The 17,283-nt window shown below is 47.4% G+C and carries 17 protein-coding genes and 1 riboswitch; of the genes, 15 read left to right on the top strand and 2 right to left on the bottom strand.

Features of this window, described 5'->3' with window-relative positions:
* Window positions 1-3: 3 nt before the first annotated feature.
* Window positions 4-1,377 (bottom strand): sensor histidine kinase, encoded by a 1,374-nt coding sequence (locus VSQ62_RS14795; RefSeq protein ID WP_334635593.1) that lies wholly within the window; start codon window positions 1,375-1,377, stop codon window positions 4-6.
* A 248-nt stretch (window positions 1,378-1,625) separates the two neighbouring features.
* On the opposite strand from VSQ62_RS14795, the gene VSQ62_RS14790 reads away from it, so the two are divergent.
* Both VSQ62_RS14790 and VSQ62_RS14785 read left to right on the top strand, forming a co-directional pair.
* A complete protein-coding gene (locus tag VSQ62_RS14790; RefSeq protein ID WP_334635592.1) occupies window positions 1,626-3,221 on the top strand; it encodes an AAA-like domain-containing protein in 1,596 nt (531 codons plus the stop codon).
* Window positions 3,222-3,439: 218 nt separating this feature from the next.
* Window positions 3,440-3,895 carry a GyrI-like domain-containing protein gene (locus tag VSQ62_RS14785; protein ID WP_334635591.1) on the top strand — a complete coding sequence of 152 codons (456 nt, stop codon included), beginning with the start codon at window positions 3,440-3,442 and terminating at the stop codon, window positions 3,893-3,895.
* Window positions 3,896-3,913: 18 nt separating this feature from the next.
* Here the strand turns inward: VSQ62_RS14785 and VSQ62_RS14780 are convergent, their stop codons facing one another.
* Window positions 3,914-4,504: a sugar O-acetyltransferase gene (locus VSQ62_RS14780; protein ID WP_334635590.1), complete on the bottom strand. Its 591-nt coding sequence runs from the start codon at window positions 4,502-4,504 to the stop codon at window positions 3,914-3,916.
* 301 nt (window positions 4,505-4,805) lie between these two features.
* Here VSQ62_RS14780 and iolC point away from each other — a divergent pair, with 301 nt between their 5' ends.
* The 13 genes from iolC (at window position 4,806) to VSQ62_RS14715 (ending at window position 17,280) form a co-directional block, all read left to right on the top strand.
* Window positions 4,806-5,840 carry a 5-dehydro-2-deoxygluconokinase gene (gene iolC / locus VSQ62_RS14775; RefSeq protein WP_016219140.1) on the top strand — a complete coding sequence of 345 codons (1,035 nt, stop codon included), beginning with the start codon at window positions 4,806-4,808 and terminating at the stop codon, window positions 5,838-5,840.
* An 88-nt stretch (window positions 5,841-5,928) separates the two neighbouring features.
* Window positions 5,929-7,860, top strand: a complete 1,932-nt coding sequence (iolD, locus tag VSQ62_RS14770; protein ID WP_334635589.1) for a 3D-(3,5/4)-trihydroxycyclohexane-1,2-dione acylhydrolase (decyclizing) — start codon at window positions 5,929-5,931, stop codon at window positions 7,858-7,860.
* A gap of 41 nt (window positions 7,861-7,901) precedes the next feature.
* Complete coding sequence (locus VSQ62_RS14765; protein ID WP_334635588.1) at window positions 7,902-8,687, top strand: 5-deoxy-glucuronate isomerase; 786 nt, start codon at window positions 7,902-7,904, stop codon at window positions 8,685-8,687.
* Window positions 8,688-8,751: 64 nt separating this feature from the next.
* Window positions 8,752-10,272, top strand: coding sequence for a CoA-acylating methylmalonate-semialdehyde dehydrogenase (mmsA, locus tag VSQ62_RS14760; RefSeq protein ID WP_016219137.1), 1,521 nt, complete (start codon window positions 8,752-8,754; stop codon window positions 10,270-10,272).
* Window positions 10,273-10,433: 161 nt separating this feature from the next.
* A complete protein-coding gene (locus tag VSQ62_RS14755) occupies window positions 10,434-10,682 on the top strand; it encodes a hypothetical protein (RefSeq protein ID WP_334635587.1) in 249 nt (82 codons plus the stop codon).
* A complete protein-coding gene (locus VSQ62_RS14750) occupies window positions 10,639-11,475 on the top strand; it encodes a class II fructose-bisphosphate aldolase (RefSeq protein ID WP_334635586.1) in 837 nt (278 codons plus the stop codon). The genes VSQ62_RS14755 and VSQ62_RS14750 overlap by 44 nt, the downstream gene beginning before the upstream one ends.
* A 111-nt stretch (window positions 11,476-11,586) precedes the next feature.
* A complete protein-coding gene (locus VSQ62_RS14745) occupies window positions 11,587-12,297 on the top strand; it encodes a LytR/AlgR family response regulator transcription factor (RefSeq protein WP_334635585.1) in 711 nt (236 codons plus the stop codon).
* Window positions 12,294-13,592 carry a sensor histidine kinase gene (locus VSQ62_RS14740; protein ID WP_334635584.1) on the top strand — a complete coding sequence of 433 codons (1,299 nt, stop codon included), beginning with the start codon at window positions 12,294-12,296 and terminating at the stop codon, window positions 13,590-13,592. Before VSQ62_RS14745 ends, VSQ62_RS14740 begins: the two co-directional genes overlap by 4 nt.
* Before the next feature lie 33 nt (window positions 13,593-13,625).
* Window positions 13,626-13,808 (top strand): hypothetical protein, encoded by a 183-nt coding sequence (locus tag VSQ62_RS14735; RefSeq protein ID WP_334635583.1) that lies wholly within the window; start codon window positions 13,626-13,628, stop codon window positions 13,806-13,808.
* 77 nt (window positions 13,809-13,885) lie between these two features.
* The gene (locus VSQ62_RS14730) at window positions 13,886-14,845 is read left to right on the top strand and encodes a hypothetical protein (protein WP_334635582.1); all 960 of its coding nucleotides are present in this window, start codon (window positions 13,886-13,888) and stop codon (window positions 14,843-14,845) included.
* A gap of 110 nt (window positions 14,846-14,955) precedes the next feature.
* Window positions 14,956-15,069: riboswitch (TPP riboswitch) on the top strand.
* A gap of 141 nt (window positions 15,070-15,210) precedes the next feature.
* Window positions 15,211-15,507: a thiamine-binding protein gene (locus VSQ62_RS14725; protein ID WP_334635581.1), complete on the top strand. Its 297-nt coding sequence runs from the start codon at window positions 15,211-15,213 to the stop codon at window positions 15,505-15,507.
* A complete protein-coding gene (locus VSQ62_RS14720) occupies window positions 15,476-16,243 on the top strand; it encodes an ABC transporter permease (protein ID WP_334635580.1) in 768 nt (255 codons plus the stop codon). The genes VSQ62_RS14725 and VSQ62_RS14720 overlap by 32 nt, the downstream gene beginning before the upstream one ends.
* The gene (locus VSQ62_RS14715) at window positions 16,240-17,280 is read left to right on the top strand and encodes an ABC transporter substrate-binding protein (RefSeq protein ID WP_334635579.1); all 1,041 of its coding nucleotides are present in this window, start codon (window positions 16,240-16,242) and stop codon (window positions 17,278-17,280) included. Before VSQ62_RS14720 ends, VSQ62_RS14715 begins: the two co-directional genes overlap by 4 nt.
* Window positions 17,281-17,283 lie beyond the last annotated feature (3 nt).

Below are 17,283 nucleotides of genomic sequence, written 5' to 3'. Positions count from 1 at the left end.
CTCCTACGCCGCCGGAAGTCTCAACTCTTGCACAAAATAGCCGTCCTTTAAGTAGGTTCTCGCAACACAACCCTTACACCTGGACACGATCCGCCGATAACTCGTAAGCCCTGTCCCCCGGCCTTTCCCCTTTGTGGTATAGCCCTTTCGGGAAAGTGCGGACAGCTCCGGCGCTCTGTCATAATTATTGGAAACTGCGATATATAGTTCTTTTTCTTCCTGAAGCAGAACGATCCGCACCGTTCCGGCCATTTGAGGCGCGGCCTCCATCGCGTTGTCGATCAGGATTCCAAGGCTTCGGAGCAGATCTTCCGTTTCCATCATAACCTTGCTGTCCACCGGATAGAGTACCTCAAGCGCTGAATGGATCTCTCTTTTCCGCATATCCGCCAGCTTTGCGGTCAACAGGCTGCGCAAAGGATAGAGCGTGATATGATTCAGACCGTCCATTTGCTGGATCTCCTGCCCCAGCTTTTCATCGAAATAGCTGCTGGTCTTTCTCATAAACTCCTGAATCCCCGCAAGATCACCTTCCTGCGCCTGCAGGGTCAGGCCGGAAAACAGATTGGTAAAATCATGGCGGAAAGCGCGTATCTCCTGCTGCAGCTCCTCCAAAAGCTCCATATGCGCCTGATTCTGTGCGATCGTTTCCTCCTGCGCCCGAATCTTATCCTGTCCTGCGGCATACATGGCCAGGAACTGCACCCAGAACAGGGCGGCTACAATGAGCGCGAAAAAGAATATGCTATAACCCACGCCCGGCTCAGTATCTGGATACAGCCAGTTCAATACCTGCCAGACACACATCAGCAGGAAGCTGAAAAGCAGCGTTCCCGCTGCCCATGATCTTCTGGAAAACAAATGTGAAAAATATCGGTAGAAGCTGCTTTTTCTCAGTATCCACACAACAATTGCAGCGATTGGCAGCACTGCCAGGTACGGAATAAAAATCGTAATAAATGTATACAGATACATTCCGCCGAATATTGGGCTGTAATAAGATGCCGCTTCCTGAAGGACAGAATTTGCCGTATAGGCAATAAAATTTCCCAGAAAAGAGGCAGCCAGCCCCTGCCAGAAATCCGTCCCCAAAAAACGGCGCAATACAAGCGCCAGCACGGCCGAATGCAGCAGATTCCCAATCGTGCCATTCAAAAGATTGAATACATTTTCATACTCGTATGCGTCAGCCTGCGCATAAGCTCCGACCATACCTGCGAGTATCAAAGCATTTCCCAGCAGATAATAGACGGTATAGATCAGACAGGGAAGTATTTTCATCTTTTTCCCTAAAATCCCGGATGCCAGAGCATACAGCCCCACGCCAAAACAAACAAGTGAAAAACCCACTGAAAACAACCGAAACGAAAGCGGCATAACCAAATCCTCCTGCTTGTATAATCTACACACATCATTATATATGATACTTTCGTCCGGTGCAACACTGAAAGTTAGTATGTGTTTGGGTATGTTTACTCATATGGGATATTATAGACAGACGGGTGGATAATATTAAGAAATATGTTGTCAAAACGGTGTGTCTAATTTATAGTTATGGTATAAACATTACTTAATATTGGGTATAAAGATGAGGCTGAATAAGAATGACTTTAGGAGGTGAGACATTGAAGAAATGTTTTAATGTAAACGGACCATGTTATTCGGATGAAAATTATATGGTCAATCTGGATGAACGTATGATAAGAATAAAGGAACTGGTTGATAAGCAGAAGTATTTTGTGATAAACCGTGCCAGACAATATGGGAAAACAACAACGCTATGGGCATTGAGACAGTATCTAAAAGAGGAATATAATGTTCTTTCTACGAATTTTCAGCGAATGAGTTCGGCTGTTTTTTATGATGAACATACTTTTTCCAGAGAGTTTGCAAATATGATCGTCCGGATCATTAAAAATAAAAATCAGGAAATTTCCGGTTTTGCTAAAGAGGATATCCAGGCGTTGGAGAAAGCGGCCGCCGATCATAGGATAAATATGGCGGATTTATTTTATTTACTCAGCAATCTTTGCGAAACATCCAGGAAGCCTGTAGTATTGATCATCGACGAAGTAGACAGTGCTTCGAATAACCAGGTTTTTCTTGATTTTCTGGGGCTGCTTCGAGGCTATTATCTGGAGAGAAAGCAAACTGCAATTTTTCATTCGGTTATTTTGGCCGGCGTATATGATATAAAGAATTTAAAACAAAAACTTCGTCCTGATGAAGTACAAAGATATAATAGTCCCTGGAATATTGCGGCTGATTTTGATATTGATATGAGCTTTTCTGTGAAAGATATTGAAGGGATGTTGTCGGAATATGAGAAGGATCATCAGACAGGAATGAATATCGAAAGAATGTCGGAAGCGATTTATGATTATACTTCTGGTTATCCGTACCTGGTATCGAGAATCTGTTTGCTGTTGGATGAACAGATTGCAGGGAAAGCGGGATTTGAATCAACAAAATATATCTGGTCTGATGCAGGAATTGCGGAGGCTGTAAAGATTTTGTTGAATGAATCTAATACTTTATTTGATGATATGCGAAAGCAGATTGCCGGTTATCCGCAATTGAAGAAAATGCTGTATGCAATCTTGTTCTACGGGCAGAGTTTTGCCTACAATCCTGACAATTATGCGATTGATATCGGAAGAATGTTTGGATTTCTCGGAGAATGCAATGGACAGGCTGTCGTTGCAAATCGTGTATTTGAGACAAGAATCTATAATCTTTTCCTGTCTGAGGAATTATTGGATAATAAATCTTATATAGCAGCGTCCGAGATTAAGAATCAGTTTATCCGGGAAGGTTATTTGAACATGGATGTGGTCATGGCAAAATTTATGCAGCATTTTACAGAAGTTTATGCAGATAGTTCAGATACGTTTAAAGAAGAAAACGGGCGACGTCTTTTCTTGCTTTATTTAAAACCAATTATTAATGGAAAAGGAAATTATTATATAGAGGCGCAGACCAGAAATCAGCGCCGGACAGATGTAGTTATTGACTATCTCGGACAGCAGCATGTTGTAGAAATGAAAATATGGAGAGGGGAAGAGTATAATCGAAGAGGGGAAGAACAGTTGTTTGATTATCTCGAATATTATCATTTAGATAAAGGATACTTGCTGAGCTTTAATTTCAATAAAAAGAAACAGGCTGGCATAAAAGAAATTAACCATAAAGGAAAACGGATTTTAGAAGTTGTGGTATAGTATTCCATCCGGTCAGAACCGATATTTTTTACCTGCAAAATGACGGGACAAATGCTGAGGTTTATATTACACTGACTATAGACGGCACAGTAAGGCTGCATTTAAGAATATTTGACAAAGGCGGTGGAGATATGGATTGGACAGAGCGTATGAACTAGGTAAAGCTGACATTTTACTGCCGTCTGCATTTTGAGATTGTGATGAAGGGAGTCGAGAAGATGGAATATACGATCATGGAACGGGAGGCTTTCAAGGTTCTGGGGATACGAAGGATTACACCTTACGGCGGCGGTACATGGGCTGTCGTGAAAGGCGACGGAAGCAACGGCAGAATCCAGGAATTAAGCGGTCGTTTTTTTGACTTAGGTCTTTGCTTTGGGTTTGGAGAGGACGGAAGCAATGATTATATGTGCGCGGTAGAGTGGGAGGGTGACGAGGCGGAAGGCTTCGAAATCTTTTCATTTCCGCCGGCTGTGTGGCTTATCTTTGAGGCGAAGGGCAGAATATCCGATCATGTGCTTGGAAATGTATGGAAACGCATTAATCAGGAATTTCTGCCCAACAGCAAGTACGTTAAATGTATGGCGACGATTGAGAAATATGTGATCTGGAACGAGGCGGAAGATTATTGCCACGTAGAGATCCAGATTCCGGTCAAGCTCAAAAAATCTTAGAATCTTACAATATTACTATTACTTATCGCCGTTGATCTTCCGGATCACACGGCATGGATTGCCTACAGCCAGTGAATTCTCGGGGATATCCTTTGTGACAACGCTTCCGGCTCCGATCACGGAGCCGTCGCCGATGGTTACGCCCGGCAGGACAATGACGCCGCCGCCCAGCCAGCATCCGTTTCCGATTTTGATCGGCAGTGCATAGGTCTGGAATTTTTCCGATTGGGAATCCTGGTCCGGGATGTATCTTTCGGCAAATTCTACCGGATGCGTTGCCGTATAGAGCTGAACGTTTGATGCGATCAGCACGTTGTTGCCGATGGTGATCTCGTTACAGTCGACAAAGGTACAGTTCATATTCACAGATACATGATCTCCGATGTAAATATTCCGCCCGTAATCACAGATAAAGGGCGATCCGACAGTCACATTTGCGCCGATTCCTCCGAATAATTGCTTCAGGATGTTGTATTTTTCTTCTTTCTGCTCATATGCAAGAGCATTGTACTCTTTCAAAAGCTTTCTTGCATGACCTTTGAAGCCCAAAAAGATGGGATCATGACAATCATAATATTCTCCTGCCATACATTTCTCTAATTCATTCATAGGCTCACCTCCATGATTGATTTGATTATATCCTAATTTACTCCTATTTGACAAGAGCACGCTTAATAGAAAATCCAAAGTGTTTGCTTTTAAATGCGTGCTATTTGCGTGCTATAGATTGTGTGTGTTTGTAGGAAATATACAAATAAAAACCACAATATTTGTATATAATATGGGAATTTCAAAATCTTGAAAATAATACTTGAAATTTTTGTACACGCGTGCTATTGTATAGACATCAAATAAACACGCAATAAAGCACGCAAATGAAAATAGCACGCAGAGAATGGAGGAAGCAAAGATGAAATATGTAGAGTTCGATTCATCCAGACCGATGGATCTGGTATTGTTGGGAAGGGTGGCAATTGATTTCAACCCGGCTTACAACGACCAGGTGAAGGAAGAGTTCAAGCCATTGAAGAAGGTACATATGTTTGAGAAGTTTGTGGGAGGTTCACCGGCGAATATTGCAGTAGGCGTTACCCGCCACGGCATGAAGGCAGGCTTCCTTGGCAAGGTATCCGACGATCAGTTCGGAGATTATGTAGTGGATTATTTTGACGAGCAGGGAATCGACACTTCACACATCACCAGATGCACCAACGGCGAGAAGTTAGGGCTTACATTTACCGAGATGTTATCTCCGAAGGAGAGCAGTATCCTGATGTACCGCAACTGCATCGCTGACTTACAGCTCCATGTGGACGACATCGACGAAGAGTACATCAAGAATGCGAAGGCTATCCTGATCTCCGGTACGGCTCTTTCGGAGAGTCCGTCAAGGGAGGCGGCGATCAAGGCGGTGATGCTGGCGAAGAAGAATGACACGAAGGTGATCTTCGATATCGACTACAGGGAATACAATTGGAAGAACAGTGATGAGATCTCTATCTACTATTCTATCGTAGCGAAGGAAGCGGACATCATCATGGGCTCCAGAGAAGAGTTTGACCTGACGGAGAAATTAATCAAACCAGGCATGACAGACGAGGAGAGCGCGGCGCTGTGGCAGGGTTACAATGCGAAGATCGTTGTGATCAAGCATGGTATGAAGGGATCGACGGCATACACCTGCGACGGACAGAAGTTCAGCATCAAACCGTTCCCGGTAACGGCGAGAAAAGGCTTTGGCGGCGGCGACGGATATGGTTCTGGTTTCTTATATGGATTGTATCAGGGATGGGAGATCATCGACTGTCTGGAATTCGGTTCTGCGGAAGCATCTATGATGGTAAGAAGCAACAATTGTTCCGATTCCCTTCCGGGACCGGATGCGGTGCACGCATTTATTAAGGAAGAGAAAGAACAGTTCGGCGAGATGATCGCAAGAGTATAGATAGAGCAGATTAATATATGTAGAACAAATCAGAGTTTAGGACAGATTAATATTTGGAATAGAAAGAGATAGAAGGAGAGGAAAAGAGATGGTTAAAACAGTAAGAATGACCGTAGCACAGGCAATTGTGAAGTTCCTGGATAACCAGTATGTTTCCATGGACGGCAAGGAGACAAAGTTTGTAGAAGGATTCTTCACCATATTCGGGCATGGTATCGCAGTAGGATTAGGAGAAGCGCTCGACTCAAATCCGGGGAACTTAAGAGTTCTCCAGGGAAGGAATGAGCAGGGCATGTGCCATGTGGCAACAGCATTTGCGAAGCAGAGCAACCGCAGAAGGATCATCCCTTGCGCATCTTCTGTAGGCCCCGGCGCGGCGAATATGGTAACGGCATGTGCCACCGCAACGGTAAATAACATTCCGCTTCTGGTGTTCCCGGCGGATACCTTTGCATCACGCCAGCCAGATCCGGTGCTTCAGCAGTTAGAGCAGAGCAACAGCCTTGCAACGACTACCAACGACGCGTTCAAGCCAGTGTGCAAATACTGGGATAGGATCACAAGACCGGAGATGATCATGACGGCGCTCATCAATGCCATGCGTGTCCTGACGGATCCGGCGGAGACGGGAGCCTGCTGTATCGGTCTTTGCCAGGATGTAGAGGGCGAGTCCTATGATTTCCCGGAATATTTCTTTGAGAAGAGAGTGCACAGGATCACAAGACCGGCAGCGGTAGAAGAGGAGTTAGAAGACATTGCAAAGATCATTGCGGGAGCGAAGAAGCCGCTGGTGATCGTAGGAGGCGGAGTACGCTTCTCAGAGGCGGGAGAGGTCGTAGAGCAGTTCTGTGAGGAATTCAAGATTCCGTTCGGCGAGAGCCAGGGAGGAAAGAGCGCATGTAAGTCAAGCCATCCATACTGCCTGGGCGGAATCGGTGTGACCGGTACATATGCATCCAACGTGATCGCAAAGGACGCGGACGTAGTGATCGCCATCGGTTCCAGACTGTCTGATTTTACGACCAGCTCCAAGTGGCTGTTTAAAGATGAGAATGTGAAATTCGTTACTATTAATAATTCCAGATACCACGCATATAAGATGGATGCTGTGAAGGCTGTGGGCGACGCGAAGGCGACGGTAACGGCGCTGTCAGAGAAGCTTCGCGCCAGAGGTTATGTATCTGCTTACTCAGGAGAGATCGAGGAAGCGAAGGGCGCATGGGATAAGGAGATGGCAAGGCTTGGCGCCATCGAGTACACCGGGGATGATTTCGAGCCGATGATCAAGGCAAGAGATCCAAGGACGATCCCGGAATTCGTGAAGCTTACAGACGGAAAGATCACACAGACGGCTGCGCTTGCGGCGATCCGCAGAGTCATCGACGAGGATGCGACGATCATCACGGCAGGCGGTTCTCTCCCAAGCTGTATGCAGAGGGTATGGACCACAGATAAGCGCGGCGGTTATCATGCAGAATACGGTTATTCCTGTATGGGATACGAGGTGGCGGCAACTCTCGGCGTGAAGTTTGCGGAGCCGGATAATGAAGTTTATTGTGTAGTGGGAGATTCCAGTTTCCAGATGCTCCACAGCGAGATCATGACCATCATGCAGGAGCGGAAGAAGGTAAATATCCTGGTATTTGATAACTGTGGATTCGGATGTATCAACAATCTGGAGATGAACCACGGAATCGGAAGCCTTGCGACAGAGTTCCGTTACACGGACGGCAAGAAGCCTTGCGGCGACTTGATTCCGGTTGACTATGCTAAGGTTGCAGAAGGTTACGGCCTTAAGTCCTATACCTGTAAGACCATCGCTGAACTGGAAGCGGCGCTTGAAGATGCGAAGAAGCAGGAAATCGCTTGTCTCTTCGATCTGAAGGTCATTCCAAAGACCATGACGGACGGATATGAGTCCTGGTGGAATGTAGGTCTTGCGGATGTATCGGAGAAGGAGTCTGTCAGAGCAGCGTGGGAGGGTGTTAAGACAGGCAGAGAAGCAGCCAGAGATTATTAAGATCAGCAGGCAGGAAAATATAGAAGGAGGCATGGCATCAGATGAGCAAAGTATTTGGCTATCCGGAGTTTGATGATAAGGGCGAGATGATCCTTACCACTTATGACAATGAATATAAAGCAATGATGATGGATATCCGTGTATATCGGATGAAAGCGGGCGAAGTAAGGAAGTTTCAAAGAGACGGAGAAGAGACTGCGGTCCTTCTCCTGTCAGGAGATCTTAACTTCGCATGGGAAGATAAGAAGGAGACCGTTACCAGAAAGGACGTATTTACAGAAGGACCATGGTGCGTTCATGTAAGTACGGGCGTGGAAGTGGAAGTGACAGCCAACGCCGAAACCGAGATCCTGGTACAGTGCACGCACAACGACAAGACATTTGCAAGCCGGCTGTATGCCCCAAAGGATGCTCCGTGGGGATACTCAAGCGTAGGCAAATTCGGCAACGTGGCAAAGCGCCGCGTGAATACCATCTTTGACCATGACATTTCACCGGAATCCAACATGGTACTTGGCGAGGTCTTGAATGACAGAGGAAACTGGTCGGGGTATCTTCCGCACAGACATCCGCAGCCGGAGACGTACCTGTTCAAATTCGACCGGCCGGAAGGTTTCGGAGCAAGCTTCGTGGGCGACCAGGTGTTTAAGAGCGTGAACAACAGCTTTTCTGCGATACCGGGCGGAGAGCTTCATCCGCAGGCTGTTGCGCCGGGATTCCAGATGTATACCTGCTGGATGATCCGCCATATCGACGGTAATCCGTGGCTTCAGACGGACCGCTGCGAGGATGAGAGATATACATGGATGCATGACGCGAATTTCTGATGTAAGTATCAAATAGCATCCAAAAAAGTATAAAAATAAAAATATCATATAAAGGAGAACAAGCATGGAAAAATTAAAAGTATTTATCAACGGCGAATTTGTTGAATCCAAGACAGACGTGTGGTATGACCTCCACAATCCGTCTACCGGAGAGATCACCGGACAGGCTCCCTGCTGTACGACAGAAGAGGTAGAGGCTGCGGTTCAGGCTGCAAAGGCTGCATTCCCGGGATGGAGCGGCACTCCTGCGATCAAGAGAGCGCAGATCATGTACAAGATCCGCGAACTGATCATCCGCGACTATGAGGAACTGACCTACACGGTAGCAGAAGAGAACGGCAAGACCTGGGGCGAGGCTGACGGCGACGTTGCAAAGGCGAAGGAAGGAACAGAGCTTGCAACACAGGTTACGTCTCTGATGATGGGCGAATCCATGATGGATGCTTCCCGCGGATACGACACTGTAAAATACCGCGAGCCGCTCGGCGTATTTGCAGGGATCGCACCTGTAAACTTCCCGGCTATGATCCCGTTTGGATGGATGGCTCCTACCTGTATCGCAACCGGTAATACTATGGTGCTTAAGGCGGCTTCCCTGACACCAAGGACGGCGCTTAAGCTTGCCGCGATCTACAAGGAAGCAGGCGTGCCGGACGGCGTTATCAACGTGATTACCTGCTCAAGGAACGAGGTTGACCTGCTCCTGAACCATAAGGACATCAGAGGAATTTCTTTCGTAGGTTCTACTCCGGTAGGCAAGTCCGTTTACCAGAGAGGCGCGGCGAACGGCAAACGTGTGCAGGCTCTCTGCCAGGCTAAGAATCACGCGCTGGTAATGGCAGACTGTGCGCTTGAAAGAACCGTTGCAGGCGTGATCAACTCTGCATTTGGATGTGCAGGACAGAGATGTATGGCGCTTAGCTGTATCGTCGTTGAGGAAGCGATCGCAGACAAATTTGTTGAAGAGCTTGTAAGACAGGCAAAACAGGTGATCCCGACCAAGGCTTATGACAGATCCCACGCAAAGGGCGTGAAGACCATCGGACCGATCACGTATGAGAAGCATTATCAGGAAGTGCTCCGCGATATCCAGAAGGGAATCGACGAAGGCGCGAAGCTGGTACTTGACGGACGCAACCCGGAATTGCCGGAAGATATGAAGAACGGTTACTTTGTGGCTCCGACGATCTTCGATCACGTGACACAGGAGATGAGCATCGGACGCGAGGAGATCTTTGCTCCGGTCCTTACTGTAAAACGCTGCAAAGACTTTGAAGAAGGTCTTGCTATGATGAATGAGAATCCATATGCAAATGGTTCCGTGATCTATACGCAGAGCGGATACTTTGCACGTCAGTTCACGAGATATACGGACGGCGGTATGGTCGGCGTAAACGTAGGCGTTCCGGTTCCGATCGGATTCTTCCCATTCTCCGGCCACAAGGATTCCTTCTTCGGAGATCTTCACTGTCTGGGCAAGGATGCTTACCGCTTCTTTACCGAGTCAAAGACCGTGACCACACACTGGTTCGACGAGGAAGAGAAGAAGACCATCGAAGTATCCACATGGGACGGAACGATCTAACAGTACGTTTGTTATAAGAATACAGCCGGTCCGGTCTATATAAGGCCGGGCCGGTATTCATTATCAGGCGGTTTATAACGGAAAAAGAAATGAAATAGGATTGGAATGAAAGACATGATACTTACAGGAACACAGAAGAAAAAGAGAATTTTAATGATGTCATGTTCGGAATCGTGATCGCAACCTTCGGCGCGCCTGTGATCACAGGCGTGGTTACCGGGAAAGGCTACGGGATGCAGGCAGTATTTGCGATCGGAGCGGCATTCGCAGCGCTTGCACTGATCTGCATGGTGCTTCTTGGAAGGGAATTAAATCAGTCAAAACATAAAAGAGTAATTGTCAACAGTTATAAGGAGGAGAAGAAAAATGGCTTTGGTAACAATGAAAAAACTGTTAGAGCAGGCAAGTAAGGAACGCAGAGGCGTCGGCGCATTCAGTGTGGGAAATATGGAGATGGTCAAAGGCGCCGTTCAGGCGGCAGAAGAGATGAATACTCCGATCATCCTTCAGATCGCAGAGGTACGGCTTCCTCATTCGCCCCTTGCGCTGATGGGTCCGATGATGGTTCAGGCTGCAAAGGAAGCGAAGGTGGATGTAGCGGTCCATCTGGATCACGGTCTCACCGTCGAAACGGTGAAAAAGGCACTGGAACTTGGATTTACCTCCGTCATGTTCGACAGCTCGAACTATTCTTTCGAGGAGAATATCGAGCGTACGAAGGAGGTAGCGGAGATTGCGAAGGGATACGGCGCTACCGTGGAGGCGGAGCTTGGCCTGGTAGGCGGGAGCGAAGACGGAAGTGAAGACCACGGAATCCGCTGTACGGATCCTGAAGACGCGAAGGTATTCTGTGAGCGCACCGGAATCGATGCGCTGGCGGTAGCGATCGGGAATGCCCATGGGAATTATCCGGTAGCGCCCACGCTTGCGTTCGACGTGTTGAAAGAAATCGAGAAAAGGACGGAAGTACCTCTCGTCCTGCACGGCGGAAGCGGGATCACAGACGATGATTTCAGACGCGCAATCTCTCTTGGAATCGTGAAGGTCAATATTGCGACGGCCAGTTTCAATCAGCTGACGAAGAGGGCCGAAGAGTATTTCCAGACGGAAGGAGCGCATAATTACTTCAAGCTGAACGAGGCTATGGTGCAGGGAACATACGAGAATGTGCGGCATCATATAGAAGTATTTAACTGCAGATAAGCGATCCGTTCACATCAAAAAACAGACCATTTAGTCAATACCCTTGTATCCGCGGCAGCTTTTCACTATAATAGAAGCTATTACAGCGGGCAGGAAAGGGAGTAAATTAACGTGATTCGGATTGCGGTCTGCGAAGATGAGCAGATTCTTTTGGAACAGCTAACAGGCCATATAAAAAATATATTGAACAAGCATTCTGTTATATTCAGCATCGAGGCATATACAAATGGAAACGTACTCCTTTCGCGCGGAACGTTCGATATCGTATTTCTTGATATTGCCATGAAGCCCCTTAACGGGCTTACACTGGCAAAGAAGCTGCGTGCAAGAGGAGATAAGAGCAAACTGATCTTTATTACGGCGCACCGGCAATATGCCATCGATGCATATGATGTTCAGGCATTTCATTATCTGGTAAAACCTGTGGATATAAAAAAGCTGGAAACCATACTCTGGCAGCTCTGTTCTTCTCTTACGGGGGAATACGAACATACGCTTGCCATCCGCCAGGGAACGGCGGTGATAAGGATTCCTTTCGGACAGATCTTGTATCTGGAGGCCATGAACAGGAAAATCCATCTGCATAAGAATGGAGAGTTCCTTCCGTATTATGGGAAATTAGATGAATTAGAACCGACGCTGCCGGATACATTTTTCCGCTGCCACCGGAGTTATATTGTTAATTTTGACCATGTGCAGCACTATAAAAAAGAGGAAATCTGGTTAGACAATGAAGTGGTTCTGCCCTTATCCAGACGCAGGTATCAGGCATTCGGCCTGGCATTTATGTATTATTTGAAAAACCGGGGGGATGTCTTTTGATCAGTTTGGCGGTATGGACAACGAGCCTTGGAAGTATTCTTGTTGTTTATCAATATCTCTTTTTAAAGGAAATGCTTGGAACGAAGTACCGTTATACTTTTCTGTGGTATTATCTGGGAACCTGGCTGTACGGACACATCAATGTATGGTACGGTATTGCCGGAACCGTGTGGGGCAATATGATCTATCTGTGCGCCTGCGCGCTTGCACTGAATACGCTGCTGTTCCATGGAAGCGCAATAAAAAGGAGCTTTTTTACTCTTTGGATATATGGGATTCATGAAGTGGCAAGCGCCGTATTATTTCCGCTTTTCCAGTCGATAGCAATTCTGAACGGGCAGGAGATCAATTTTGACTTCATAATGAGATCGGTCGATCTGGCATCATGCATTGCGTCTATATTTATGATGGAAATCTTAAAAAGAAAGCTCCATCTGCTTAAGCGCGATTTTGAGGACCGCGACGGTATCTACCTTGTATGTATCGTTACATTTATCTGTGTGACGGTCAGCATGACGGCTATGACATTTTTCCAGGTGAACGATTGGGACACAGAATATGTGTGTATAGTCGCCGTCCCTCATAGCCTGATCGCACTAGGCGGCGAGGTCCTTAACGTCTGCTGCATTATTATGCTGGAACGGCGGCTGGTAGAGAGACTGGCAAAACAGCAGCACCAGATGCTAAGACAGCAGCTCGAGACCTCAAAAGAACAATATGAGCAGCTTATAAAGATCCGGCATGATATGAGAAATCACAGCTTATGTCTTGCGCAGCTCTTAACAAATGAGAACATAGAAGAAGCCAGACATTATCTGGAACAGTGGAATGTCAGCATAGAAGAAGGGGAGTCTGTCATACAGACAGGCTCTATTTTTGCTGACGCTCTGTTAAATCCCAAATACAGACAGGCAAAAAAGCTGGGAATCGACATATCGATACAAATGAGGGTTCCGGGGGAGGAGAAGATTGCGCCTGTCGATCTTTGCTGTCTGTTGGCAAATGCACTGGACAATGCGATAGAAGCCTGCCAACGGGGTACTGCGGCCGGATATCCGCCCGGACGGATACGAATGAGATCACAGATACACCCTAATTACTGGGTATTTGAAATCATAAACAGCGCCTATCTGCCGGTTAAACGGCACGGGGGCAGATTCTTATCTTCCAAACAGATCCCTGTGAGCGGCATCGGCCTGCAGAATATCCGAACGATCGTTGAACGGTATGAAGGAGTGCTTGATCTTCAGAGCGGAACAGATTTTACACTAAATGCCATGTTTCCGTTGTCATAGATAAAACCATTTACGCCAGAAAATAAACCATAGATGCGTCAGATCGCGGCGCAGCGTGCCGGAATGGAGATATCAGAAGCTTATGATGACACGGAGAGAATGGCTGAGAGGATAAAGGGCAGTCTGCTGTCATCAGAGGAAAATACGGAAAAGTTCAACATCTTCGAATTGCTTATGGAAGCACGTAAAAACTGGCTGAATGCCAAATTACCTTAACTATGAGGGATAACCGGCCGATATACTATATATAGAATATTCAACGTTTTGATATATGACAGAAGGAGGCCGTATCTATGAGTAAATGCACTTGTTTTCATTCGGGGGGATTGCAGCCGATCACACCGTGGAAGGATATGATTACTTCTGCTCAGTTAGAGCAGATCAGGAAGAATTTTGCATCAGTAAAACCAATGAATGAAAAACCGCTTGCGCTCCCCAAGAGCGATTCGGCTGCGGCGCCGGCGAAACCGTCCGCCGTGGTGATCGAACGCGGGCCGGTAAGACCGTTTCATACAGGATATGCAAGAATAGACAATGCGATTACGGACGCCCTAAGGGGCAAGAGCCAGGAGTTGAAAGACAGCGTCTATGATATTATATGGAGTGATTTCCTGCCGAATAATGTCCATGGCGTGGAAGAGACGGACCGGCTGGCGCGGATCAGTCTTGGAGTCGAGAAGGCAGCGTATCTTGCGGACCAGTTCATGGATGAGGGGACCAAAGCATCCTTCATGGACGCTATGCGCTCCATTGCGCGGATCGGCATGGAAGGAGAGCGGGTCGGTTCCTGTCATATGAAGTACCATGTAAAGAATGTGATCGGTCTGGACGGCAACGGTTATGTGCATGAGGACAGCAGAGGGGAGATTCGGTATGCGATGGAGAAGTATTCTCCTGAGACTTATGCAGAGTATCAGAAGATGCTGAACGCTTCCGGGGAGGATACGACGGAGTCCGCACTGTTTTCGCTGAAATGGGCCATCGGGAATCTTGACCTGGTTGCCGCCGGCAGACCCGGGTATCAGAAGTATCAGGATGAGCAGTATGAGAAGCTTTACCAGGTAGAGCTGGACCATACATTTTCCGGTTCGGATACCAGCAGCAAGGAGAAGTTTCTTGAATCGATTAAGGCAAAGCTTCAGGCGAACCGTGACTTGCAGATCAACCTCTTTATGGAGCAGATCGCGCAGATGTCCAAAGCGCCGGGAGGATATCTGGTCGGCAGAAGGATGGTCCTGTCTGGACGGGCATAGGACGGCATAGGATCGAGACAAATAATCCAATTCGTGCTTGACATTTTCACCCAGGGAGTATAGACTTAAGCATGTAGAGAGAGATCTGTATGAAAGCCTTGAAAACTGAATGAAGAAGAGAGAGGGGCTGGCGGCAAGCCGGCTGAGATAAAGAATGGAGTGTTTCTTTGACTCTTATACCTGATCTGGATAATGCCAGCGTAGGAACTTAGAGATAACTTATGCCTTATGCATAGTGGAATAAAAGCCTTGTCGGAGTTCCGGCAGGGCTTTTTCTGTGATATAGACTGTTCTGATATGCACAGTTTCCAAAGATACAGGCTTTTGACGCTCTCATAATAATATGATAACAGGAGGAAGGAAAAATGAACGCAAGTGTAGCTATTCAGTCATTGCCAGAAGCAGCAAACGATGAGGAATTGATCAGGATCGTAGACGAGGTGATCGATTATATCAAGAGTACAGGTCTGAATTATTATGTAGGCCCTTTTGAGACGGCAATTGAAGGAGATTATGATGAATTGATGGATATTGTAAAGGAATGTCAGCACATCGCCGTCAGGGCGGGGGCGCCTTCGGTTGCGGCTTACATCAAGGTTACCTACAGACCGGAAGGAGACGTGCTGACCATTGAAAAGAAAGTTACCAAACATCACCAGTAAGCTACTGCCGGTTACGGCCGTTTTCCTGCTTCTGATGATTTGGCAGACTGCCAGTTCGGCTGGGATGATTCCCAGGTTTTTGCTGCCGTCTCCGCTTGAGGTGGCGATGGCTTTTGCAGAGGATTTCCCGTTACTTATGGACAATGCGCGCGTGACGCTTCTGGAGGCTTTTATCGGACTGGCGGCGGGGATCTTGATCGGGTTTGTAACGGCAGTGCTGATGGACTGCTTTGAGTGGTTATACAGAACCGTTTACCCGCTGATCGTGCTGACCCAGACAGTACCCACGGTAGCCATAGCCCCCCTTTTGGTATTATGGTTTGGATATGAGATGCTCCCAAAAGTAATTCTGATCGTAATCGTTACGTTCTTTCCGATTACGGTGAGTCTTCTGGACGGATTCCGTGCATCGGACAAGGATACCATCAGCCTTCTGCGTTCCATGGGGGCTTCGAAAGCGCAGATCTTCCGGTATGTAAAGTTTCCGGGAGCTCTTGGGGCATTTTTCGCAAGTCTGCGGATCTCGGTGTCCTATGCAGTTGTGGGAGCCGTGATTTCAGAGTGGCTGGGCGGATTTAGCGGATTAGGAGTTTATATGACAAGAGTGAAAAAGGCATTTTCCTTTGATAAGATGTTTGCAGTGATCTTTCTGATTTCTGCGATCAGTCTGATTTTGATGTGGGGCGTAAATGTGCTCCAGAAGGTATGTATGCCGTGGGAGGAGGAAGACAGATGAGACAGAAATTACTGGTAGTATTGTTGGTGGCAGTTCTTACAGGAGCTCTGGCAGGATGTGCGGCGAATAAGGAAGAGAAAACAGGGCAGGGCGGTGCCGGGAATCAGGAGTCCGGTGAGAACGGTTCAGGGGATTCACAGAAGATCACGGTGGTTCTTGACTGGACGCCGAATACGAATCATACAGGGCTGTATGTGGCCGAGGCAGAGGGGTATTTCCGGGATGCAGGTCTTGAGGTGGAGATCGTTCAGCCTCCGGAAGACGGCGCAGTGGCGCTGGTAGCTTCGGGGAAAGCCCAGTTCGGTATCTCTTTTCAGGATAGTATGATGCCGGCAGTGACAGGAGAGGACGCGCTTCCGATTGAAGCCGTCGCGGCAGTTCTCCAACATAATACCTCCGGGATCGTGTCGCGCAAAGGGGATGGGATAGATACACCAAAAGGACTGGAAGGGAAGAAATATGCCACCTGGGATCTGGACATTGAAAAGGCGACGCTTAAGCAGGTGGTAGAGAAAGACGGCGGGGATTTCAACAAGGTGGAATTAATCCCAAGCACAGTGACGGATGAGGTGTCGGCGCTGAAGAGTAAATCAGTGGACGCAATCTGGATCTTCTATGGATGGGCAGGAATTGCGACGGAGGTTGCCGGTCTTGAGACAGATTATTTCGCATTCCGGGATATTGATCCTGTATTTGACTACTATACTCCTGTGATCATCGGGAATCAGAACTGGCTTAAGGAAAATAAAGAGACGGCCAAAACATTTCTTGGAGCAGTGAAGAAAGGATATGAATTTGCCATAGATAATGTGGATGAAGCCGCAGATATCTTATGCCAGGCAGCGCCGGAGCTAGATAAGGAAATGGTCCTGGCAAGCCAGGAATACATGGCCGGTCAGTATCAGGCAGAGGCAGACCAATGGGGGTACATTGATCCGGAAAGATGGAATGCATTCTACGGCTGGATCAGTGAGAAAGGATTATCGGAAGAAGAGATTCCGGAGGATACCGGATTCACGAATGAATATTTGGAGTAGGAA

It is taken from the genome of Sporofaciens sp. JLR.KK001 (genome assembly GCF_036941055.1).
Taxonomy (GTDB): Bacteria; Bacillota; Clostridia; order Lachnospirales; family Lachnospiraceae; genus Sporofaciens.
This window is presented reverse-complemented; position numbering and strand designations above follow the sequence as displayed.